Annotated in this window: 20 protein-coding genes and 2 pseudogenes; all 22 read right to left on the minus strand. The window is 65.8% G+C overall.

The window, feature by feature from the left end; genetic code table 11:
* Positions 1-281: 281 nt before the first annotated feature.
* Positions 282-1137 (minus strand): annotated as a pseudogene (locus ACQ1W9_RS19150) (DUF72 domain-containing protein).
* A 73-nt stretch (positions 1138-1210) separates the two neighbouring features.
* Positions 1211-3040: a glutamine--fructose-6-phosphate transaminase (isomerizing) gene (gene glmS, locus ACQ1W9_RS19155; protein WP_431024717.1), complete on the minus strand. Its 1830-nt coding sequence runs from the start codon at positions 3038-3040 to the stop codon at positions 1211-1213.
* 83 nt (positions 3041-3123) lie between these two features.
* A complete protein-coding gene (locus tag ACQ1W9_RS19160; RefSeq protein ID WP_431024718.1) occupies positions 3124-3825 on the minus strand; it encodes a DeoR/GlpR family DNA-binding transcription regulator in 702 nt (233 codons plus the stop codon).
* A 385-nt stretch (positions 3826-4210) separates the two neighbouring features.
* Positions 4211-5572, minus strand: coding sequence for a bifunctional UDP-N-acetylglucosamine diphosphorylase/glucosamine-1-phosphate N-acetyltransferase GlmU (glmU, locus tag ACQ1W9_RS19165; protein WP_431024719.1), 1362 nt, complete (start codon positions 5570-5572; stop codon positions 4211-4213).
* Positions 5569-6669, minus strand: a complete 1101-nt coding sequence (locus ACQ1W9_RS19170; protein WP_431024720.1) for an FAD:protein FMN transferase — start codon at positions 6667-6669, stop codon at positions 5569-5571. Before ACQ1W9_RS19170 ends, glmU begins: the two co-directional genes overlap by 4 nt.
* 22 nt (positions 6670-6691) lie before the next feature.
* Positions 6692-7494: pseudogene (locus ACQ1W9_RS19175) on the minus strand (undecaprenyl-diphosphate phosphatase).
* A gap of 145 nt (positions 7495-7639) precedes the next feature.
* Positions 7640-9019, minus strand: coding sequence for a magnesium transporter (gene mgtE, locus ACQ1W9_RS19180; RefSeq protein WP_431024721.1), 1380 nt, complete (start codon positions 9017-9019; stop codon positions 7640-7642).
* 147 nt (positions 9020-9166) lie between these two features.
* Positions 9167-9595, minus strand: coding sequence for a F0F1 ATP synthase subunit epsilon (locus ACQ1W9_RS19185; protein WP_346060817.1), 429 nt, complete (start codon positions 9593-9595; stop codon positions 9167-9169).
* A gap of 27 nt (positions 9596-9622) precedes the next feature.
* Positions 9623-10993, minus strand: a complete 1371-nt coding sequence (gene atpD / locus ACQ1W9_RS19190; protein ID WP_346060818.1) for a F0F1 ATP synthase subunit beta — start codon at positions 10991-10993, stop codon at positions 9623-9625.
* 88 nt (positions 10994-11081) lie between these two features.
* The gene (gene atpG, locus ACQ1W9_RS19195) at positions 11082-11960 is read right to left on the minus strand and encodes a F0F1 ATP synthase subunit gamma (RefSeq protein ID WP_431024722.1); all 879 of its coding nucleotides are present in this window, start codon (positions 11958-11960) and stop codon (positions 11082-11084) included.
* Positions 11961-12034: 74 nt separating this feature from the next.
* Positions 12035-13579 carry a F0F1 ATP synthase subunit alpha gene (gene atpA / locus ACQ1W9_RS19200; RefSeq protein WP_431024723.1) on the minus strand — a complete coding sequence of 515 codons (1545 nt, stop codon included), beginning with the start codon at positions 13577-13579 and terminating at the stop codon, positions 12035-12037.
* A gap of 16 nt (positions 13580-13595) precedes the next feature.
* Entirely contained in the window at positions 13596-14132 is a 537-nt protein-coding gene (locus ACQ1W9_RS19205; RefSeq protein WP_346060821.1) for a F0F1 ATP synthase subunit delta, read from the minus strand.
* Positions 14133-14143: 11 nt separating this feature from the next.
* On the minus strand, positions 14144-14614 hold the full coding sequence (locus ACQ1W9_RS19210) for a F0F1 ATP synthase subunit B (RefSeq protein WP_431024724.1): 471 nt from the start codon (positions 14612-14614) through the stop codon (positions 14144-14146).
* Between the two features lie 75 nt (positions 14615-14689).
* The gene (gene atpE, locus ACQ1W9_RS19215) at positions 14690-14917 is read right to left on the minus strand and encodes a F0F1 ATP synthase subunit C (RefSeq protein WP_110284402.1); all 228 of its coding nucleotides are present in this window, start codon (positions 14915-14917) and stop codon (positions 14690-14692) included.
* A 63-nt stretch (positions 14918-14980) separates the two neighbouring features.
* Complete coding sequence (atpB, locus tag ACQ1W9_RS19220; protein WP_431024725.1) at positions 14981-15808, minus strand: F0F1 ATP synthase subunit A; 828 nt, start codon at positions 15806-15808, stop codon at positions 14981-14983.
* Positions 15809-15826: 18 nt separating this feature from the next.
* Positions 15827-16225 (minus strand): ATP synthase subunit I, encoded by a 399-nt coding sequence (locus ACQ1W9_RS19225; RefSeq protein WP_431024726.1) that lies wholly within the window; start codon positions 16223-16225, stop codon positions 15827-15829.
* 197 nt (positions 16226-16422) lie between these two features.
* Entirely contained in the window at positions 16423-17334 is a 912-nt protein-coding gene (locus ACQ1W9_RS19230) for a ParB/RepB/Spo0J family partition protein (protein WP_346060825.1), read from the minus strand.
* Between the two features lie 10 nt (positions 17335-17344).
* Positions 17345-18115 carry a ParA family protein gene (locus ACQ1W9_RS19235; RefSeq protein WP_346060826.1) on the minus strand — a complete coding sequence of 257 codons (771 nt, stop codon included), beginning with the start codon at positions 18113-18115 and terminating at the stop codon, positions 17345-17347.
* Between the two features lie 41 nt (positions 18116-18156).
* A complete protein-coding gene (gene rsmG / locus ACQ1W9_RS19240; protein ID WP_431024727.1) occupies positions 18157-18804 on the minus strand; it encodes a 16S rRNA (guanine(527)-N(7))-methyltransferase RsmG in 648 nt (215 codons plus the stop codon).
* Entirely contained in the window at positions 18801-20705 is a 1905-nt protein-coding gene (gene mnmG / locus ACQ1W9_RS19245) for a tRNA uridine-5-carboxymethylaminomethyl(34) synthesis enzyme MnmG (RefSeq protein ID WP_431024728.1), read from the minus strand. Before mnmG ends, rsmG begins: the two co-directional genes overlap by 4 nt.
* A 534-nt stretch (positions 20706-21239) precedes the next feature.
* Positions 21240-22001, minus strand: coding sequence for an amino acid ABC transporter ATP-binding protein (locus ACQ1W9_RS19250; RefSeq protein ID WP_346060829.1), 762 nt, complete (start codon positions 21999-22001; stop codon positions 21240-21242).
* A 12-nt stretch (positions 22002-22013) separates the two neighbouring features.
* Positions 22014-22685 (minus strand): amino acid ABC transporter permease, encoded by a 672-nt coding sequence (locus ACQ1W9_RS19255; protein ID WP_431024729.1) that lies wholly within the window; start codon positions 22683-22685, stop codon positions 22014-22016.
* Positions 22686-22733: the final 48 nt, after the last annotated feature.

Genomic DNA, 22733 nt, shown 5'->3' on the forward strand with positions numbered 1-22733 from the left:
CACGTCCGGGTCGCCATGGGTCACACGGCGCACCAAGGGCATGACAGGATCCAGGCAGGATCACCGCCAAGTCACGCCCCCTCTCACCATAGCACCAGGTCGGCGCCCGAGTGGGAGGGTGCCGAGCGCCGAAACCTTACCGAATCCACGCAGGATTCGCGCAAAATCCGGGAAGATCTTTGGATAAATAGCGCTCAGGACGATAAAACTATCCGATCATACGCTCGATGGCCAGACTCACATGCCCACCTTCCCTCAACTCCGGGCCAAAACTGGAAAGATTAGAAAAGGCTGACTTGCTGCTCACCGGGAAAGGCGCCCAGTTCCGGCAACGGGACGTGCCGGGCCACCTCGGCATAGAGGGTCCGCGCCAGGGTCGGCGCCTCGGTTATCCGGGGTATGCACAAAGAGGAAAGGGGTTTTCCCCTGTTTTATCCACAGGGCGAGGCGCTCCGCCCAGGGGGCGAAGCGCTCCCGATTGATCGCCTCGTCGAAGTGACCGATAAAGCGAACCAGGGGCGCTGTCGCCGTGGAGAGCACATGTAGCGGGACTCTTGGCTTTTCGCCCTGGGCCTTGAGCAGGCGCGGATCGTCCCCGGCGGGGGTCGCGAAGAGCGGACGCACATCCAGCATCACCCGCTCCACGCCATGACTTATCAACAATCGGTTGAGGGCCCGCTCCGCCTCCCCCTTGTGGAAAAAGTCGGGATGACGCACCTCCACCGCCGCCGGCAGATGAGCCGGCCAGGCCTGGAGCAAGGCCGCCAATCGGGGCAACTCCTGGCCACCGAAGTCCCGGGGCAGCTGGATCATCAGCGGTCCCAGGCGATCGTGGAGGGGCTCTAAGGCCTCGATAAAGGCCTCGAGCTGCGTCTCGATACCCACCAGGCGCCGACGGTGGGTCAACTCGGCGGGCAGCTTGAAGCAGAAGCGAAAGTGGCCGGGTGCCTGGCGCGCCCAGGCGGCCACCGTTTCCGCCCGGGGAGCGCCGCTATAGAAGGTGGTATTGCCCTCCACGGTATCGAACACCGTGGCGTACTCCGCCAGCATCGCCTCGTTGCCGCCATGAGGGGCCAGGAGAGAGCCTCGCCAGTCGCCATTGGCCCACATGGCCAGGCCCAGATGCAGTTTAGCCATCGTGTACTCGAATAATCGATATGGCCGGGGTGGTGGCCAGGGCTATCGCAGTTAACGCACGCCCTCTATCTCCTTATTCCACCGTGACCGATTTTGCCAGGTTCCTGGGCTGATCCACATCGGTGCCCTTGAGTACCGCCACATGATAGGAGAGCAGCTGCAGCGGCAGGGTGTAGAGAATCGGCGCCAGGGCCTCATGTACCGCCGGCAGGCGCAGCACCCGTAGTCCCTCTCCCGCCTCCAGGGCCACGCTCTCGTCGGCGAAGACGAAGAGCTCGCCGCCCCGGGCCCGCACCTCCTGGAGGTTGGACTTGAGCTTGTCGAGGAGCTCATCGTTGGGCGCCACCGAGATCACCGGCATTTCGCTATCGACCAGGGCCAGGGGGCCATGCTTGAGCTCGCCGGCGGGATAGGCCTCCGCATGGATATAGGAGATCTCCTTGAGCTTCAGGGCCCCCTCCAGGGCAATGGGGAAGTGGGCGCCACGGCCCAGGAAGAGCGCATGATGCTTCTCGGCGAAGGCCTCGGCCAGGGACTCGATCTCGCCATCCAGGGCCAGCACCCGGGTCACCGCCTCGGGCAGGCCACACAACGCCTCGAGCAACCCCGCCGGCGCCTCCCCCCCCTGCACTCGCTGCAGGGCCAGGGTGAGCAGCAGCAGGGCGGTGAGCTGGGTAGTAAAGGCCTTGGTGGAGGCCACGCCGATCTCCGGACCGGCCTGGGTCAGCAGGGTCAGGTCCGACTCCCGCACCAATGAGCTGCCCGGCACGTTGCAGATCGCCAGGCTGGCCAGGTAGCCGCTGTGGCGGGCGAAACGCAACGCCGCCAGGGTATCGGCGGTCTCCCCGGACTGGGAGAGGGTGACGAAGAGGGTGTCCTCCGGCACCACCACCCGCCGGTAACGGTACTCCGAGGCCACCTCCACCTGAGTGGGCAGGCCCGAGTAGCGCTCCAGCCAGTAGCGAGCCACCAGGCCGGCATGATAGCTGGTACCGCAGGCGACGATATGGATCTGCCGCACCCGGCGGAAGAGCGCCTCCGCCTCGCTGCCGAAGCCGTTGATCAGCACGCCTTCGCTGCCCAGGCGCCCCTCCAGGGTGGCGGCGATCACCGCCGGCTGCTCATGGATCTCCTTGAGCATGAAATGGCGATAGTCGCCCTTGCTGGCGGCGCCATCGCCATGCTCGAAGACCCGCACCGGACGCGCCACCACTTGGCCCTCGGCGTCGAAGATGGTGATCTCGCCGCCCTGGCCCAGGCGCACCACATCGCCCTCCTCCAGGTAGATAAAGCGATCGGTGACCTGCAGCAACGCCAGGGGGTCCGAGGCCAGGAAGGCCTCCTCGATGCCTACCCCTACCACCAGGGGGCTGCCCTTGCGGGCGCCGATCACCACGCCGGGTTCCAAGGGGCTCATCACCCCCAGGGCATAGGCGCCGTCCAGGCCTCCGGCCACCGCCTGCACCGCCGCCAGCAGGTCATCCCCACCCCGCAAGCGCCGGGCCAGTAGATGGGCCACCACCTCGGTATCGGTCTCGGAGGTAAAGGCGTAGCCCTCACCCTGGAGCTCGCGACGCAGCGCCTCGAAGTTCTCGATGATGCCGTTATGCACCACCGCCAGGTCGTCGCCGGACTGGTGGGGATGGGCATTGGCCTCACTGGGCTTGCCGTGGGTGGCCCAGCGAGTATGAGCGATGCCGCTATGGCCCCCCAGGGGCGCCTCGGCGAGGCGCGCCTCGAGGGCCGCCACCTTGCCCAGGGCGCGGCGACGCGCCAGCTTACCCGCCGCATTGAGTACCGCCATGCCCGCGGAGTCGTAGCCCCGATACTCCAGGCGCTTGAGGCCTTCCAGCAGGATGCCCTGTACGTTGCGGCCGGCGACCGCGGCGACGATTCCACACATGGTTACTCTCCTTGAATCATTAGTCGGGATCGACCGGCGTCAACACGACCTCGACCCCCTGGGCCTCGATGGTGTGTCGAGACTTATCCCCAAGCCCCTGGTCGGTAATCAGGGTGTGGATAACCTGCCAGGGCAGTTCCAGATTGGGGATGCGCCGGCCTACCTTGGAGGACTCCGCCAGCACCACCACCTCCCGGGAGACCTCCGCCATGACCCGGGAGAGGCCCAGCAGCTCGTTGAAGGGTGGTGCCCCGGGTCGGATCGATGCCGTCGGCGCCGATAAACAGCTGATCGAAGTCGTACTGGCGCAGGACCTGCTCCGCCACCTGGCCCTGGAAGGACTCGGAGTGGGGATCCCAGGTGCCGCCGGTCATCAGCAGCATAGGCTCCTCCTCCAGCTCGCGCAGGGCATTGGCCACCGCCAGGGCGTTGGTCATCACCACCAGGCCGGCCTTGCCCGCCAGGCCGGGAATCATCGCCGAGGTGGTGCTGCCGCTGTCGATGATGATGCGCTGATGCTCGCGGATGCGCCCGCAGGCGGCCCGGGCGATGGCCCGCTTGGCCGGAGAGAGGCGCGGCTCCCCCAGCAGCTCCTGGGGCAGGGGCGCGGCCCCGCCGTAGCGGCGCAACAGCAGGCCGCTCTTCTCCAGGGTCGCCAGGTCCTTGCGCACCGTCACCTCGGAGATGGCGAAGTGCTCGGCCAGGGTATCCACGCCGGTCTCGCCCCGTTCGTTGACGAAGGCGAGGATGGCGTGGCGGCGCTGGGCAGTATTTCGCTTCGACATGAAAGGTCTTTGTTTCGACTCGAAAGAGGAGATGAAACCTCAGCCGGCGCTCCGGGTCAAGAGGTGGGGAATATCTCAGGGCTATCGCAGTTGGCGTTCTCCCCCTGTCGAGGCCCGGGGCTACCTGAGCAGGGCTCGTGTGGGAATCGCTAAGGGGCGCTGGGGGCAGGCCGGAGCAAAGCGTCTTTTTCAGGGGTGAGGAGCATGTCTCCGAACGGGTAGGCCATGGAGGGCCTACCCCGGCCCTGCAAGCGGAGCAGGATAGCGTAGCACCGCAGGAAAAAGTCGAGCGCCCAGGGATGGGTCTACCGCGCCTCGCGAGGGTCCGGCCTCCCGGGGCCTGCCCCCAGGGTAGCCCCGGGCCTCGAGCGCTACTGGCCCACCCTTATTTTCGCTTGGTGGGTCGTGGCCAATCCGCCTTGGTCAGCTGACGGCCTCGAGCCACCGCCAGGGCACCGTCGGCCACGTCCTTGCTGATGGTGGAACCAGCGCCGATGGTGGCGCGGGCGCCGACGCTGACCGGGGCCACCAGGGCGGTATTGGAGCCGATAAAGGCATCGTCGCCGATCTCGGTGCGGGACTTGTTGACGCCATCGTAGTTGCAGGTGATGGTGCCGGCCCCCACATTGACGCCGCGTCCCAGGGTGGCATCGCCCACATAGCTCAAGTGGTTGATCTTGCTGCCCTCGCCCACCTGGGCATTCTTGGTCTCGACGAAGTTACCCACCTTGGCCTGCACCGCCAGATGAGTGCCGGGACGCAACCGGGCGAAGGGCCCGACGCGGTTATGCCCCGCCGCCACGCTCTGCTCGACGATGCTGTGGGCCTCGATCACGCTGCCGGCGCCGATATGGCTGTCGCGGATCACGCAGTAGGGGCCGATGCGCACGCCTTCACCCAGCTCCACATCGCCTTCGAAGACGCAGCCCACGTCGATCTCCACGTCGTGGCCGCAGCGCAGGCTGCCGCGCACGTCGAGGCGTGCCGGATCGGCCAGCGCCACGCCTGCGGTCATCAGGGACTCGGCGATACGGATCTGATAGGCCCGCTCCAGGCGCGCCAGTTGGGCGCGGTTATTGACCCCCTCCACCTCCAGGGGATCTTCCGGCTGGGCGGTAACGATCTTGACTCCCTCGGCGGCGGCCAGGGCGATCACGTCGGTGAGGTAATACTCGCCCTGGGCATTATCCGCGGAGAGCTGGGGCAGCCAGCGCTTCAACTGGGCCCGGGTCATGGCCATGATGCCGGTATTGCACTCCTTGACCGCTCGCTCGCTCTCGGAGGCGTCCTTGTGCTCGACGATGGCCACCGCCTGGCCCTCGGCGTTGCGCAGGATGCGCCCGTAACCGCCGGGATCCGCCAGGGTCACGGTGAGCAGCCCCAGATGGGACTCGTCGACGCCCTCCAGCAGGCCCGCCAGGGTCTCGGCGCGAATCAGCGGCACGTCCCCGTAGAGCACCAGCACCTTGTCATGTTCCAGGGCCTCCAGGGCCTGGGCCACCGCATGGCCGGTACCCTTCTGCTCCGCCTGCAGGGCGAAGTGCACCGGACAGTCGCCCAGCTCGCTGCGCACCTGATCGGCACCGTGGCCGATCACCACGTGCAACTTGCCGGCGCCGAGGCGGGTGGCGGTGTCGATCACATGACGCACCATGGGCTTGCCGGCCAGGCGATGCAGCACCTTGGGCCGGGTCGAGCGCATCCGGGAGCCCTGCCCGGCGGCGAGAATCACAACGTCGAGACTCATTCTTCCTCCTGATTGCTGTTCCATGACGGCACCCGGATCCCCAGGGAGTCGAGGCGATTCTCGCCCAGGCGGGCCGCCAAGGCCGTGCTGGCCAGGCTGCCCCAGCTATCCCCTTCCCGGACCAGCAGCAAGACCTCGAGCCCCTCCCGCTCGGCCAGTCGCAGGGCCTCCTCGGGCCCCACCACGCTGAGCGCCGTGGCCCAGGCATCGGCCCAGGCATTGGAGGGGTGGAAGACCGATACCGAGGCCAGGGTATGCGCCACCGGATAGCCGCTGCGCGGATCGAGGGTATGGGAGAAGCGCCGGCCATCCTCTTCAAAGTAGTTGCGGTAATCGCCGGAGGTGGCCACGGTGCCGTCATGCAGCGGCAGCACATGCCGGGCCACCCGGCGCTCGCTGTCCGGCAGCTCGACGCCGATACGCCAGGGCTGGGCCTCGCGATCCCGGTAGCCCTTGACGGCCAGGTCGCCCCCCAGGTTGACCAGATAGTGGTCGATGCCCTGGCGATCCAGGTAGGCGGCGACCCGATCGGTACCATGCCCCTTGGCCACCCCGGAAAGGTCGACGAAGACATCCTCCAGGCGCCGCGCCTGGCTCACCGTCGGCTCCAGCTCCAGCTTGTCGTGACCGATCTCGGCCAGGCGACTGGCGATCAGCTCCGCCTCGGGAATCTCCCGGGGACGCGCCTCGGGGCCGAAGCTCCAGAGGTTGACCAGGCCACCGATGGTGACGTCGAAGGCGCCGCCGCTGGCCTCGGCCACCGCCTCGCTAATCGCCAGCACCTCGATCAGCTCATCCGAGAGGGGTTGCCACTCACCGACCGGCGCCCGGTTGAAGGCCACCAGCTCCGAGTCGTCACGATAGGTGGACATGGCCGCGTCCACCGCCTCGAGCTCCTCCAGGAAGCCCGCCTCCAGGGCCTCGGCCCGGCTCCGGGTCAGGGGGTCGGCGATGGTGACCTGGTAGAAGCTGCCGAAGACGCCCCCTTCCAGGGTCACCGGCGACTCCAGCGTCGGGTCACCATCGCCGCACCCCGTCAGGCCCAGGGTGGCCAGGATCAGGGCCCCCCAGGCCAGGGGGCGAGAGAAGTGCCTCATGGGTCGATCTCCATGCAAGGAATTACCAGAATAGCCAGAGCAGCCAGCCGCCGAGCAGGAGCCGGTAAGCCACGAAGGGCTGCATGCCGATGCGCTTGATAAAGGCCAGGAAGTAGTGGATGCACAGATAGGCGCTGATCCCGGAGAGCAGGGCCCCGATCACCAGCACCGACCAGTCGATGGCCTGGGGCGCACGGATCAGGGTCAGGGTCTCCAGGCCAGGCCCCCGGCCAGCACGATCACCGGAATCGACAGCAGAAAGGAGAAGCGTGCCGCCCCCTCCCGGCTCAGCCCCAGCAGCAGCGCCGCGGTAATGGTGATGCCGGAGCGGGAGGTGCCGGGAATCAGTGCCAAGGCCTGGGCGGCGCCGATCCATAGCGCCTGCTTCCAGGTCAACTGGTACTCGCTACGGCTGCCGCGACCGCGCCAGTCGGCGTAGCCCAGCAGCAGGCCGAAGCCGATCAGTCCCGCGGCGACGATCAACGGCGAACGCATGGCCTCCTGGATCAGATCATGACAGGCCAGCCCCACCAGCCCTACCGGCACGGTGGCCAGCAAGACCCACCAGGCCAGGCGGCCATCCGCATCGGTGCCGCGGCCCCTCAGCGAGGCCCACCAACTGACCAGCATGCGCCCCAGGTCATGGCGGAAATAGAGCACCACCGCCGCCAGGCTGCCGAGATGCAGGGCCACGTCGAAGGCCAGGCCCTGGTCGGGCCAGGGGGTCAGCTCCGGCACCAGGATCAGGTGTGCCGAGCTGGAAATCGGCAGGAACTCGGTGAGCCCCTGCAGGATGGAAAGCACCAGTACCTGAAGCCAATCCATGGATCACTCGCTTGATAGAAGAACGAAGCCCCGGCCGGACCGGGCCGAAACCTGGCAGAGAATACACGTCACGCCGCGAGTTGTCCGCCGTCGGGCCATGGCAAGGCGGCGAGAGGGGCCAGACTCGGTGCCGTCTCCGTGACGATCAGCCCCCGGCCAGCAGCGCGGTGGCGATGCTGAAGTAGATCAGCACCCCGGAGGCATCGATCAGGGTGGTGACCAGGGGCGCCGAGGCGGTGGCCGGGTCCCAGCCGATGCGGTTGAGAATAAAGGGCAGACACATGCCCAGCAGGCTGCCGAAGAGCACGATGACGACCATGCTGAAGGCCACCACCATGGCCACGGTTTCGCCGCCACGCATCACCCCGATGGGCGCCACCGCCAGCGCCAGCGCCATGGTCAACCCCAGGGAGCCCGCCACCAACAGCTCCCGGCCCAGCAGCTTGCCCCAGTCCTTGACCCCCACGTCGCCGGTGGCCATGCCGCGCACCGTCAGGGTCGCCGCCTGGGCCCCCGCATTACCGCCGCTGCCGATCAGCAGCGGCAGGAAGAACACCAGCGCCACCTGGGCGGCGATGGTGTCCTCGAAGTAGGCGATGCCGGCGCCGGAGAAGAGGTTGGCGAAGACCAGCAGCACCAGCCAGAAGACTCGCTTGCGGTAGAGACTCCACAGCGGCACCCGGCTGACGCCATCCTCCAGGGCCCCGATGGACATCCCCTTGTGGATATCCTCGGTGGCCTCGGACTCGGCGACGTCCATGGCATCATCGTGGGTGACGATGCCCACCAGGCGCTCCTCGGCGTCGATCACCGGGATCGCCAGCAGGTCGTAACGGGCCACCAGGCGCGCCACCTCTTCCTGCTCCTCGTCCACCGCCACGCCGATCACGTCCTTGATCATCAGATCATCGACCCGGGCCCCGGGCCGCGCCACCATCAGCTGACGCAGCGACAGGGTGCCGACCAGGCGTCCCTCGGTATCGACGATATAGAGCTGGTAGACGGTCTCGGCATCCGGCGCCGTCTGGCGCACCCGCATCAGCGCCTGGGAGACGGTCATGCCGCTGGGAATGGCCACGTAGTCCGAGGTCATGATGGCCCCGGCGGTGCCCTCCTCGTAGCTGGCCAGGCGCTTGAGCTCCTCACGCTCCTGGCGGGCCATGCGCCGCAGCAGGCCCTCACGGCGATCCTCGTCGAGCAGATTGAAGAGGTCGGCGCGTTCGTCGGAGCTCATCTCCTCCAGCACCAGCAGCAGGGCGTCATCGGCGATCTCGGCCGCCCAGGCCAGCTGCAGTTCGCCGGGCAGGTAGCCCAGCACATTGGCCCGTCGCTCGATGGGCAGACGCTCCATCAGCGCCTGGAAGCGAACCAGCCCTTCCTCCTCCTCGGCGATATCCTCGAGGATCTCGCCGATATCCGCGGCCCGCAGCTCCGGCAGGGCCTCATCCAGGGTACCGGCATCGTCCTGCTCCAGCGCCGCCAGCAAGACGCTCTTCTGCTCGGTGAGGGTTTCGTTCAGCGACATGGGCATCCTCCTGATGCCGCCAGGCTTCTCGAGGCGACATATGACGGAATCTTCCGGAGGCTATCCGGGCAATGGGAGTCATGATACCAGACACGAAAACGCCCCCCGAACACTGTTCGAGGGGCGTTTTCCACGGCGCGGGCGGCGTTAGCCCCGGCCGAGTTTCTTGCGCAACTGCTGAATGGTACGCAGCTGGGCCACGGCCTCGGCGAGCTCGGACGCGGCGCGGCTGTAATCCAGCTCCGCGGACTGCTCGTTGAAGGCCTTCAGCGCATGCTGGCGCGCCTCTTCGGCGGCGGCCTCATCCAGGTCGTCGGCACGCACGGCGGTATCGCCGAGGATGGTCACCACATCCGGCTGCACTTCCAGGAAGCCGCCGGAGATGTAGAAGTTTTCCTCTTCGCCACCGTCATGAATGACGCGAACCGGACCCGGCTGCAGCTCGGTCAGCAGCGGTGCGTGACCGGGCAGGATGCCCAGGTCACCCATTACGCCGGCCGCAATGATCTGCTCGACCCGGCCGGAGAACACCGCGGCTTCGGCGCTGACGATCTCGCACTTGAAGCTGTTCGCCATAGTCTAGTCCTCTTGGTGGACGGCCCTTTACTTGTTGGCTTTCTCGACGGCCTCGTCGATGGTGCCAACCATGTAGAAGGCCTGCTCCGGCAGCTCGTCGTAGTCGCCATTGAGGATGCCCTGGAAACCACGGATGGTCTCCTTCAGCGACACGTACTTGCCGGGCGCCCCGGTGAAGACCTCGGCGACGAAGAACGGCTGCGACAGGAAGCGCTGGATCTTACGCGCCCGGGCCACGGTCTGCTTGTCCTCGTCGGACAGCTCGTCCATGCCCAGGATGGCGATGATGTCCTTGAGCTCCTTGTAGCGCTGCAGCACGCCCTGCACGCGGCGGGCGGTGTCGTAGTGCTCGTCGCCGACGACCAGCGGATCCAACTGACGGGAGGTGGAGTCCAGCGGATCGATGGCCGGGTAGATACCCAGCTCGGCGATGGAGCGGGACAGTACCACGGTGGCGTCCAGGTGGGCGAAGGTGGTCGCCGGGGACGGGTCGGTCAGGTCGTCCGCGGGCACGTAGACCGCCTGCACGGAGGTGATGGAGCCGGTCTTGGTGGAGGTGATGCGCTCCTGCAGGACGCCCATCTCCTCGGCCAGGGTCGGCTGGTAACCCACCGCGGAGGGCATCCGGCCCAGCAGGGCGGAGACCTCGGTACCGGCCAGGGTGTAACGGTAGATGTTGTCGACGAACAGCAGCACGTCGCGGCCTTCATCGCGGAACTTCTCGGCGATGGTCAGGCCGGTCAGGGCCACGCGCAGGCGGTTCCCGGGCGGCTCGTTCATCTGACCGTAGACCAGCGATACCTTGTCGATAACGTTGGAGTCGGTCATCTCATGGTAGAAGTCGTTACCCTCGCGGGTCCGCTCACCCACGCCGGCGAACACGGAGAAACCGCTGTGTTCGATGGCGATGTTGCGGATCAGCTCCATCATGTTGACGGTCTTGCCCACGCCGGCGCCGCCGAACAGGCCGACCTTACCGCCCTTGGCGAACGGGCAGACCAGGTCGATGACCTTGATGCCGGTCTCCAGCAGCTCGTTGGAGGCGGCCTGATCCGCATAGCTCGGGGCCTTGCGGTGGATCGGCATGCGCTCTTCTTCGCCGATCGGGCCGGCTTCGTCGATGGGGCGACCCAGCACATCCATGATGCGACCCAGGGTCTGCTTGCCCACCGGCACGGAGATGGCCGCGCCGGTGTTCTCGACGTCCAGGCCCCGCTTGAGGCCCTCGGTGGAGCCCATGGCGATGGTCCGCACCACGCCGTCGCCCAGCTGCTGCTGGACCTCGAGCACGGTTTCGGAATTGGCGACATTCAGCGCGTCGTAGACCTTGGGCACATCGTCCCGCGGAAACTCTACGTCAATCACCGCGCCGATGATTTGTACGATACGTCCGCTCATCTTGGTTCCTCTCAAAACCCTGTAAATGAATCCGGTGACGGAGGGCGGGGCCGGCGGTTACGCCCGTGCTCGCTCACCCTCCGTGGTGCTATACGGCGGCGGCGCCGCCGACGATCTCGGAGATCTCCTGGGTGATGGCGGCCTGGCGGGCCTTGTTGTAGACCATCTCCAGGTCGTCGATCAGTCCGCCGGCATTGTCGGTGGCGTTCTTCATGGCGATCATCCGCGCCGCCTGTTCACAGGCCGCGTTTTCCACCACCGCCTGATAGACCTGCGATTCGATGAACCGCGTCAGCAGGCTATCCAACAGCACCTTGGGGTCCGGCTCATACAGGTAGTCCCAGCTTCCGGGACGCGACTGTTCTGCGTTGTGCCCATTCCCGATATCCGGGGAGAGGGGCAGCAACTGGCGCACGACCGGCTTCTGCGTCATGGTGTTGACGAACTCGTTGGACACCACGCAGAGGCGATCGAGGCGCCCCTCGTCATAGGCTTCCAGCATCACCTTGACGCTACCGATCAGATCCTTGACCTCGGGACTCTCCCCGAGGCCGCTCTTCGCCGCGACGAGGTTGCCCCCGTAGTTGCGGAAGAAGCTGCCGGCCTTGGAGCCCAGGGCGCAGAATTCGATCTCCGCGCCCTGCTCTCGCCACACCTTGGCGTCCTGGATCACGGCCTTGAACAGGTTGACGTTCAGGCCGCCACACAGGCCGCGGTCGGTGGAGACGACGATATAACCGACCCGCTTCACCTCGCGCTCGACCATGTAGTCGTGCTTGTACTCGGGGTTGGCGTCGGCGATATGGCTCACGACGTTGCGGATCTGCTTGGCGTAAGGCTGGCTGGCCTTCATCAGATCTTGTGCTCTACGCATCTTCGACGCAGCGACCATTTCCATGGCGCTGGTGATCTTCTGCGTATTCTTGATGCTCCCGATCTGGGTGCGAATCTCTTTTGCAGCTGCCATAGCGATCTACCTTTCGTTCGTGGCCCTCAGAAAGCTCCAGGGCCCACCCCGGAAGCCGGGATGGGCCAGTGGCGTTACCAGCTCTGAGTGGCCTTGAACTTCTCGAGACCCGCCTTCAAACCGCTCTGGATCTCATCATCGTAGCCGCCGGTCTGGTTGATCTTGTCGAGCAGCTCGGCATGTTCGGCCTTCATGTAGTCGTGCAGGGCACGCTCGAAGTCCAGCACCTTGCTGACGTCGACGTCATCCAGGAAGCCTTCGTTGGCGGCATACAGGGTCAGCGCCATCTCGGCCACGGACATCGGCGAGTACTGCAGCTGCTTCATCAGCTCGGTGACGCGCTGACCATGCTCCAGCTGCTTGCGGGTGGCCTCGTCCAGGTCGGAGGCGAACTGCGAGAAGGCCGCCAGTTCGCGGTACTGGGCCAGGGCCAGACGCACGCCGCCGCCGAGCTTCTTGATGATCTTGGTCTGGGCGGAACCACCGACACGGGAGACCGACAGACCGGCGTTGATGGCCGGACGGATCCCCGAGTTGAAGAGGTCGGTCTCCAGGAAGATCTGACCGTCGGTGATGGAGATCACGTTGGTCGGAACGAAGGCGGAGACGTCGCCGCCCTGGGTCTCGATGATCGGCAGCGCGGTCAGGGAACCGGTCTGGCCTTTCACTTCGCCGCCCGTGAACTTCTCCACGTAGTCGGCGTTGACGCGCGCGGCGCGCTCGAGCAGACGCGAGTGGAGGTAGAAGACGTCACCCGGGTAGGCTTCGCGGCCCGGCGGACGACGCAGCAGCAGGGAGACCTGACGGTAGGCCCAGGCCTGCTTGGTGAGGTCGTCATAGACGATCAGGGCGTCCTGGCCGCGGTCGCGGAAGTACTCGCCCATGGTGCAGCCGGCGTAGGGGGCCAGGAACTGCATCGGGGCCGGGTCGGCGGCGCCGGAAGCGACCACGATGGTGTGCTCCATGGCACCGTGCTCTTCCAGCTTGCGCACCACGTTGGCGATGGTCGACTGCTTCTGACCGATGGCCACGTAGATGCAGGTGACGCCCTTGCCCTTCTGGTTGATGATGGTGTCGACGGCGATGGCCGACTTACCGATCTGGCGGTCACCGATGATCAGCTCACGCTGGCCGCGGCCGATCGGCACCATGGCGTCGATGGACTTGAGGCCGGTCTGGATCGGCTGGTCCACGGACTGACGGGTGATGACGCCGGGGGCGACCTTTTCCACCGCGTCGGTGAGCTTGGCGCCTACCTCGCCCTTGCCATCGATGGGGTTACCCAGCGGATCGACCACGCGGCCGATCAGCTCGGGACCCACCGGCACCTCGAGGATGCGGCCGGTGCACTGGGCGGTCATGCCCTCTTCCAGCTGCAGGTAGTCGCCCAGCACCACGGCGCCCACGGAGTCGCGCTCGAGGTTGAGCACCATGCCGTAGATGCCGCCGGGGAATTCGATCATTTCACCGAACATCGCCTCGGCCAGGCCGTGAATCTTCACGATGCCGTCGGAGACGCTGACGATGGTGCCCTCATTGCGGGCTTCGGATGCGACATCCAGCTTTTCGATACGCTGCTTGATGATGTCGCTGATCTCGGAAGGATTCAGTTGCTGCATGCCATGTCCCTCAGACTCAGGCGGAAAGTGTCTCACGGAGGCGGTTCAGTCGACCGCGTGCGGAACCGTCAATCACGGTGTCACCGGCACGCAGGATGACGCCACCGAGAAGCGATGAGTCCACCTGAGTGGTAATGGAGATTTCGCGATTCAGGCGCTTCTTGAGTGCCTTGGCGAGCTTCTGCTGCTGCTTGGCGTCGAGCTTGAAGGCCGAGACCACGGTCACGTCGACGCGCTGCTCCTGATCGGCGCGCAGCCGCTCGAACTGCTCGGCGATGGCGTCGAGGATCGCCAGGCGACCCTGGTCGGCCAGGCTGGCCAACAGGTTGCGCTGGCCCTCGTCCGCCTCGACCTCGGCCAGCTCGATCAGTACCTCGACCTTGCGGCTCGGGGTGAGCCGGGGGCTGGCCAGCAGGCTCTTGGCGTCGCGGGTGGCGACGACCTGGCCCAGCTTGGCGAGCCACTCGGCCCAGGTCGACAGCGCCTGATGATCACGTGCGTACTCGAACGCCGCCTTGGCATAGGGCCGGGCGACGGTTGACGTTTCCGCCATGGATCACCTCCTCACAGTTCGGCCGCGAGCTTGTCGAGCATCTCGCGATGGGCCTTCTCGTCGATGGAGGCTTCCAGGACACGCTCGGCACCGACCAGGGCCAGGGAAGAGACCTGGGCGCGCAGCTCGTCCTTGGCGCGATGGACTTCCTGCTCGATCTCGCTGCGGGCGCTGGTCACCAGGCGTTCGCCCTCGGCACGGGCCTGCTCGCGGGCCTCTTCGATCATCTGACTGGCACGCTTGTTGGCCTGCTCGAGGATCTCGGTAGCCTGCTGCTTGCTCTCACGCAGGGTTTCCGCGGCCTGTTCCTGGGCCAGCTCGAGGTCACGAGAGGCACGGCTGGCGGCATCCAGGCCATCGGCGATCTTCTTCTGACGCTCATGGAGCGCGTTGCTGATCGGCGGCCACACATACTTAATGCAAAACCAGACAAAGATCGCGAAGGCGATCGTCTGTCCGATAAGCGTCATGTTGATATTCACAGGGATGTACCTCTGACTGATTCGTGGCGACCGGAAACAAGCAAACCGAGCGCGGAGCGCCCGGTATGCATATCGTTAACCGGCGACAACGAAGATCAGGTACATCGCGATACCGACACCGATCATCGGCACGGCGTCCAGCAGGCCAGCCATCAGGAAGGTCTTGGTCTGCAGCTGGTCGCCCAGTTCCGGCTGACGCGCGGTGGATTCGAGCAGCTTGCCGCCCAGCAGGGCGAAACCGATACCGGTACCCAGGGCGCCCAGACCGATCATCAGAGAAGCAGCGATGTAAACGAGTTCCATGGTAGTACTCCTAGTTTCAAGTTGAGTTACAAGGGGTTAAGGGTGTTACTTGGTCGATTCGACTCAGTGGTGCTCGTGGGCCGCGTTCAGGTACACCACCGACAGCACCGTGAAGATAAAGGCCTGCAGGGTAATGATCAGAATGTGGAAGATGGCCCAGGGCACATTGAGTGTCCACATGATCCAGAAGGGCAGCAGCGCGATCAGGATAAAGATCACCTCACCGGCGAACATGTTGCCGAAGAGTCGCAGGCCGAGGCCCAGCGGCTTGACCAGCAGGCCGATGATTTCCAGCAGCAGGTTGAAGGGGATCAGCAGCCAATGATTGAACGGGGTCAGGGAGAGCTCCTTGGCGAAGCCGCCCACGCCCTTGACCTTGAGACTGTAGTAGATGATCAGCAGGAAGACGCCCAGCGCCATGCCCAGGGTGGCATTGGGGTCGGTGGTGGGCACCATCTTCATGTAGTCGACGCCCAGGCGCGCGAACAGCTCGGGGACATAGTCCACCGGAATCAGCTTGAGCAGGTTCATCAGGAAGATCCAGACGAACAGGGTCAGGGCCAGGGGTGCGATCACCGGGTTCTTGCCATGGAAGGCGCTGCGCACGGTGTTCTCGACGAACTCCACCACCATCTCGATCAGGTTCTGCAGGGTGCCGGGCACCCCGGTGGTGGCCAGGCGGCCCGCCTTGCGGAACAGCCAGATGAACAGGGCGCCCATGGCGATGGACCAGCCCATGGTGTCCAGGTGGATGGCCCAGAAGCCCATCTCCACGGCTTCCTCGGAGCTGTGCGCCAGGGACCAGCCATTCTCCGGGTGCTTGCCGAAGGTCAGGTTCTGCAAGTGGTGCTGTATATAGTAAGTCGCCGTGACTTCGCTACCTGCTGCCATACGTTGCTTACCTCAGGTTCAGGGGGTCGACCGTCTGCGCAGCAGCCAGGGAGCCAGCCAGTGCGCGAATTGGGTCGCCACATATGCGCCAAAAAATAAAGCCGGGTTTGAGGGGGGCACCAGCACGAAGACCACCACGAACAATGCCACCGTCAAACCGAACTTTCCCGCCGCCGCACGATAGAAGTTATTGACCATGCGGCGCGGTTGACGGCCCCCGCGGATACGCGAGGCCCGCCACAGGAAATAGGCGTTGCCCATCACACAGATGCCGGCACCACTCAGGGCAGACAGCGCCGCGGCGCCTCCCGACAGCAGGGCGGAGAGCACGACCAGGACGACTGCGACCAGCAGCTGGGCCCCTATCAGGCCGCCAATACGGAGTGATCGACGCCGAGACTGCGCGGCCCTATGCATGAAACGCCCTTTTATTGACTGCCGCCGATGGCCCGAATCGTCGGCCCTCGGACCCTTTCCCGGTGGCCGGGCAAACCACCGCGGATTATAGGGAAGCGCCATGGCGGCTTCAACCAAAGCCGGATCGATTTTGCGCGATTTTGCGACAGCTTACGACCAAAAGCCGAGACTTGGTGAAAAGTAGCCTGCTAAGCAAGTCACCGAATATGGCCGAGGATGCCATCCAGCTCATCGAGACTGGTGTAGCGGATGGTCAGCCGCCCCTTGCCGCTACGGCCATGCTGGATCTTGACCGGCGCGCCGAGCAGCTCGCCGAGCTGGGTCTCCAGGCGTGCTACGTCGGCGGAAGGGGCCTCGCGCTGGGGTTTGGTCGGCTCGCCATTGACCAGCCGCTTCACCAGCGCCTCGGTATCGCGCACCGTGAGGTCCTTGTTGACCACCTCATGGGCGGCCTGGCGCTGCTTGGCGCCGGAGAGGGCCAGCAGGGCCCGGGCATGCCCCATGTCCAGGTCGCCCCGCTCCAGCAACGTCTGTACCTCCGGGTCCAGGGCCAGCAGGCGCAGCAGGTTGGCCACCTGGGCCCGGGACTTGCCCACCGCATCGGCGACCTGCTGCTGGGTCAGCTCGAACTCCTCGAGCAACCGCTTGAGGGCCATGGCCTCCTCCACCGGGTTGAGGTTCTCGCGCTGGATATTCTCGATCAGCGCCAGGGCCAGGGCGACCTGGTCGCTGACCTCGCGGACCACGGCGGGGATCACGTCCAGCTCGGCGAGCTGGGCGGCGCGCCAGCGCCGCTCGCCGGCGATGATCTCGTAACGCTTGTCGCCGATCGGACGCACCACGATGGGCTGCATCACCCCCTGGGCGCGGATCGAGTCGGCCAGCTCCTCCAGGGCCTCGGGCTGGATATCCCGGCGCGGCTGATACTTGCCCCGGGTCAGTTGGCCCAGGGGCAGTCGCTCGAGGCGCTCGCCGGCGGCGGCGTCGAGGTCGGGCTCGGCGCCATTGAGCTCGACGGACTCGGCACTCTCGTCCAGCAGTTCGCGGCGGCGGGCACCGGCGCCGATCAGGGCATCCAGGCCGCGGCCCAGGGCACGTTTACGGGTCATCGGCGTTTCCTCACAACGACAGGCGACGAATCAGTTCCTTGGCCAGCACCCGATAGGCCTGGCTGCCCCGGGAGAAGCGCGCATACTTGGTCACCGGCAGGCCATGGCTAGGGGCCTCGGCCACCCTCACGTTACGCGGGATGGCGGTCTTGAGCAGGGTCTCGCCGAAGTAGTCGAGCAGCTGCTTGCTGACGTCCCGGGTCAGGCCGTTGCGGGCGTCGAACATGGTGCGCAGGATACCGAAGATGGCCAGGCTCGGATTGACACTCTCCTTGATCTGGTCGACGGTGTCGAGCAGCGCCGAGAGCCCCTCCAGGGCATAGAACTCGCACTGCAACGGGATCAGCACCCCATCGGCGGCGGTCAGGGCATTGACGGTGAGCATGCTCAGCGACGGCGGGCAGTCAATCAGCACCACGTCATACTCGCCGGCCACCGGGCCGATGGCATCCAGCAGGCAACGCTCGCGACCCTCGTCCTTCTCGAGCAGATTCACCTCGGCGGCGGTCAGGTCGCCATTGCCGGGCAGCAACCCATAGCCCGCCTCGGGACAGTCGAGGATCACCTCGGCGGCGCCCTTGTCCCCCAGCAGCACCTCCAGGACGCTGCCCTCCAGCTCATGCTTGTCGACGCCGCTGCCCATGGTGGCGTGCCCCTGGGGATCGAGGTCCACCAGCAGCACCCGGCGATCCAGGGCGGCCAGGCTGGCGGCCAGGTTGACCGCCGTGGTGGTCTTGCCCACGCCGCCCTTCTGGTTGGTCAAGGCGATGATCTTGGTCACGAGCGACTTCCTTGCGTCTGACGGCCCGCCCGACAGGCGGCCTAGGTGGTCGGGTAGCGCTGCAGGATCAGCAGCTGCCGCTGGCTCTCGTCGAAGGGCACCTGGAGCTCATGGCGAGCCTCGAGCCGAACCCCCGGGGGGAGCGCCTCCAGTTCCTCGTCGGCGGCGGGTCCCTTCATGGCCAGCCACTCGCCGCCCTCGGCCAGCAGGCCCTCGGTGAGGGTAACGAAATCGGCCAGGCTGGCGAAGGCCCGGGAGATCAGCTGATCGAAGGGCGCATCGCGGTGGGCCTCGACCCGGGCCTGCACCGGGGTGACATTGCTCAGCCCCAATTCCAGCACGGCCTGGCGTTGAAAGCGTACCTTCTTGCCATTGCTGTCGAGCAGGCTCACCTCGAGTTCCGGCACCAATATCGCCAGCACCAGGCCCGGCAGGCCGGGGCCGGCGCCCACGTCGAGCAGGCGCGGACCGCGCACCCAGGGCAACACCGCGGCGCTGTCCAGCAGGTGGCGGGAGACCATGGCCAGTGGATCGCGTACCGCGGTGAGGTTATAGGCGCGGTTCCACTTGTGCAACAACGCCAGCAGGGCCAGTAACTGGTCCCGCTGGGCCTCACTGACGGCGACGTTCAGTTGCTCGAGGCCCCGATCGAGCCGGCCTGCGATGGCCGGAGTGATCGTCTGAGTCATGGATTCACCGCCTGGCTCTCCTGAAGCAGACGATGCTTCTTGAGGTGGATCAGCAGGATGGAGACCGCCGCCGGGGTCACCCCGGAGATGCGTCCCGCCTGGGCCAGGGTCGCCGGGCGTGCCTCGGCGAGCTTCTGGCGAATCTCGTTGGAGAGTCCCTCGACCCGGTCGAAGTCGAGATCCGCCGGCAAGCGGGTGGCCTCGAAGCGCTTGAGCTTGTCGATCTCGGCCTGCTGGCGATCGATATAACCCTGGTACTTGGCCTGGATCTGCACCTGCTCGGCCACCGCGGCGTCCTCCACCGGCTCGCCCTCGACCCCCGGCAGGCCGGCCAGGTCGGCGTACTCCAGCTCCGGTCGCTTGAGCAGGTCCATCAGGTTGTATTCGCGGGGCAGGGGGTTGCCGGTCTTCTCCGCCAGGCGCTCGGCGGCGGCGCTGCCGGGTTGCACCCAGTTGGCCCGGAAGCGGGCGCTCTCGCGCTCGATCGCCTCGCGCTTGGTGGCGAAGGCGGTCCAGCGGGCATCGTCCACCAGGCCCAGGTCGCGGCCGGTCTCGGTGAGTCGCAGGTCGGCGTTATCTTCCCGCAGCAGTAGCCGGTATTCAGCCCGGGAGGTAAACATGCGGTAGGGCTCCTGGGTGCCGAGGGTGATCAGGTCATCCACCAGGACCCCCAGGTAAGCCTCGTCGCGGCGTGGCCACCAGGCCTCGAGCCCCTTGGCGCGGCGAGCGGCATTGAGCCCCGCCAGCAGGCCCTGGGCGCCGGCCTCCTCGTAGCCGGTGGTGCCGTTGATCTGCCCGGCGAAGAAGAGGTTGTGGATAAACTTCGTTTCCAGGGAGTGCTTCAGGTCCCGGGGATCGAAGAAGTCATACTCGATGGCATAGCCGGGCCGGGTGATATGGGCGTTTTCCAGGCCCTTGATGGAACGCACCACCCGCAGCTGCACATCGAAGGGCAGCGAGGTGGAGATGCCGTTGGGGTAGAGCTCGTGGGTATCCAGGCCCTCCGGCTCGACGAACACCTGGTGGCTCGCCTTGTCGGCGAAGCGATGCACCTTGTCCTCGATGGAGGGGCAGTAGCGCGGCCCGACGCCCTCGATCACCCCGGAGTACATGGGCGAGCGATCCAGGTTGGCGAGGATGATCTCGTGGGTGCGCTCGTTGGTATGGGCGATATGGCAATCCACCTGGCGCGGGTGCATCTCGCGGCTGCCCAGGTAGGACATCACCGGGGTCGGAGTATCGCCGGGCTGGGCCTCGAGCACCGAGAAGTCAACGCTCTTGGCATCGATCCGCGGTGGGGTCCCGGTCTTCAGTCGGGCCACGTTGAAGGGCAGGGCGCGCAGGCGCTCCGCCAGGGCATTGGAGGGCGGATCCCCGGCGCGGCCGCCGCGGCTCCGGTCGAGGCCGATATGGATCACCCCGCCGAGGAAGGTCCCGGTACACAGCACCACGCTCTCGGCATGGAAGCGGATGCCGGTCTCGGTGACCACGCCGCGCACGGTGTCGTTATCCACAAGCAGATCGCCGGCGGCCTGCTGGAAGAGCGTCAGGTTGGGCTGGTTCTCCAGCAGGCCGCGGATCGCCGCCTTGTAGCGGACCCGGTCCGCCTGGGCCCGGGTCGCCCGCACCGCCGGCCCCTTGCGGGCATTGAGTACCCGGAACTGGATACCGCCCAGGTCCGTGGCCAGGGCCATGGCGCCGCCCAGGGCATCGATCTCCTTGACCAGGTGGCTCTTGCCGATCCCGCCAATAGCGGGATTGCAGGACATCTGGCCCAGGGTCTCGATGTTATGGGTCAGCAGCAGGGTCTGACAGCCCATGCGGGCGGAGGCCAGGGCGGCTTCGGTTCCCGCATGGCCACCGCCGATGACGATGACGTCAAAGCGGTCGGGGTAATCCACGTTGCACCTCGAATGGCGCCGGCGGCGCCGCAGTAGAGCTCGGAGCTGAAAATCAGCCGCACAGTATAAACCCCCTGTGGGTAACCGTCAGGGGTTTTGCACAAGCCCACCGACTTTCCCTCCCCTCACTGGTTAACTAGTTATAAAAGAAGAGAGATAAAGAAGAAGTTCTGTTGATGTAGTGACTATTGGTGTGGACAAAATCCGGGGATAACCGAACAAACCTCTTTTTTATCAACAGGATGCTTTGTTGACGAAGACAAGGAGAAGCTCGTAGGGGCCTGCGGACATCCGGCGTCGAGCCTGTGGATGAAACCCCGGGTTATGCACAGCGCGATTTTCGCACCGCTTGTCCACCGGCGGCTACCGCACTTGCACCCGCGACGGTCAACAGGGCATCGATCGCGCGGAGCACCAGGCATGGCGCGCCCTGACGGCGTTAACGAAAAAAACTTGTCCACAGGCGAAAAAAGGGCCTGTCGATAAGCCGACAAGCCCTTTTTTCGTGGGGGAAATGCCCGGAATAGCCGGGGGCTAGTGCTTAAGGACCCGAGCCAGGAAGCCGCGGGTACGTTCGTCCTGAGGATCATCGAAGATCCGTTCGGGAGGCGCCTCCTCGGCGATCTCCCCCTGGTGGATATAGATGACCCGGTCGGCCACCTCCCGGGCGAACCCCATCTCATGGGTGACGATGATCATGGTCATGCCCTCCCGGGCCAGCTCGCGCATGGCGTCCAGCACCTCGCCGATCATCTCCGGATCCAGGGCCGAGGTGGGCTCGTCGAAGAGCATCAGCCGAGGCTCCATGGCCAGGGCGCGGGCCAGGGCCACCCGCTGCTGCTGGCCGCCGGAGAGCTGGCTGGGGTACTTGTCGGCCTGATCGCGGATGCCGACCCGATCCAGCAGGCGTTCGGCGCTCTGCGTGGCCTGGGCACGCTCGAGGCCACGTACCTTGAGGGGCGCCAGGGTGATGTTGTCGCGTACCGAGAGGTGGGGGAAGAGGTTGAACTGCTGGAACACCATGCCTACCTCGGTGCGGATGCGCTGCAGGGCCTTGGCGCTCTTGCCATGGGGGACCAGGCTGTGTCCATCCACCACGATATGGCCGTCCTGGAATTCCTCCAGGCCATTGATGCAGCGAATCAGGGTCGACTTGCCGGAACCACTGGCGCCGATGATCACCACCACCTCGCCGGGCACCACCTCCAGGTCGATGTTCTTGAGCACATGCAGGCTGCCGAAATGCTTGTTGAGCTTCTGCATGCGCACGATGGGTTGGGACTCGTGCTTGGTCATGAAAGGGATCCCTTATTGTCCGGCCAGGCCGCGGCGCTCCAGCTGGCGCAGCAGCAGGGAGAGGCTCCAGGTGATGGCCAGGTAGAGCAGGGCCACCATCAGATAGACCTCGAGGGCGGTGAAGGTGGTGGCGATATAGATCTGCCCCTGGCGAACCAGCTCGCCGACGCCGATCACCGAGAACAGCGAGGTGTCCTTGATGCTGATGATGCCCTGGTTGCCCAGCGGCGGGATCATGCGCCGGAAGGCCTGGGGCCAGATGACATAGCGGAAGGCCTGGGTGCGCGACAGGCCCAGGGACAGCGAGGCCTCACGCTGGCCGCGCTCGATGGACTGCACCCCGCCGCGTACCACCTCGGAGATATAGGCCCCGGAGTTGACCGCGATGGCGGCGATACCGGCGGTCAGGGCATTGATGGGGCCACCCAGCAGCTGGGGCAGGCCATAGAAGATAAACAGCACCTGCACCAGGATGGGGGTGCCGCGAAACACCTCGATATAGAGGATGGCGGGCAGGCGCAGCCAGCGGGAGCGGCTGATGCGCATCAGCCCGAAGACGATGCCGATCACGAAGCCGATGGCCAGGCCGCCGAAGGAGATCAGCAGGGTCCAGGGGATGCCGGGCAGCAGATGGGGAATGGACCCGAAGGCCGCCGCCCAGTCGAATTGAAAGGTGACTTCCACGAGCGTCTCTCCGATTCACGGAAACGGCGCGGGGCCGGGTGGCATGGC

Origin of the sequence: Halomonas sp. H5 (assembly GCF_050613175.1) — a bacterium.
Lineage (GTDB): Bacteria > Pseudomonadota > Gammaproteobacteria > Pseudomonadales > Halomonadaceae > Bisbaumannia > Bisbaumannia salifodinae.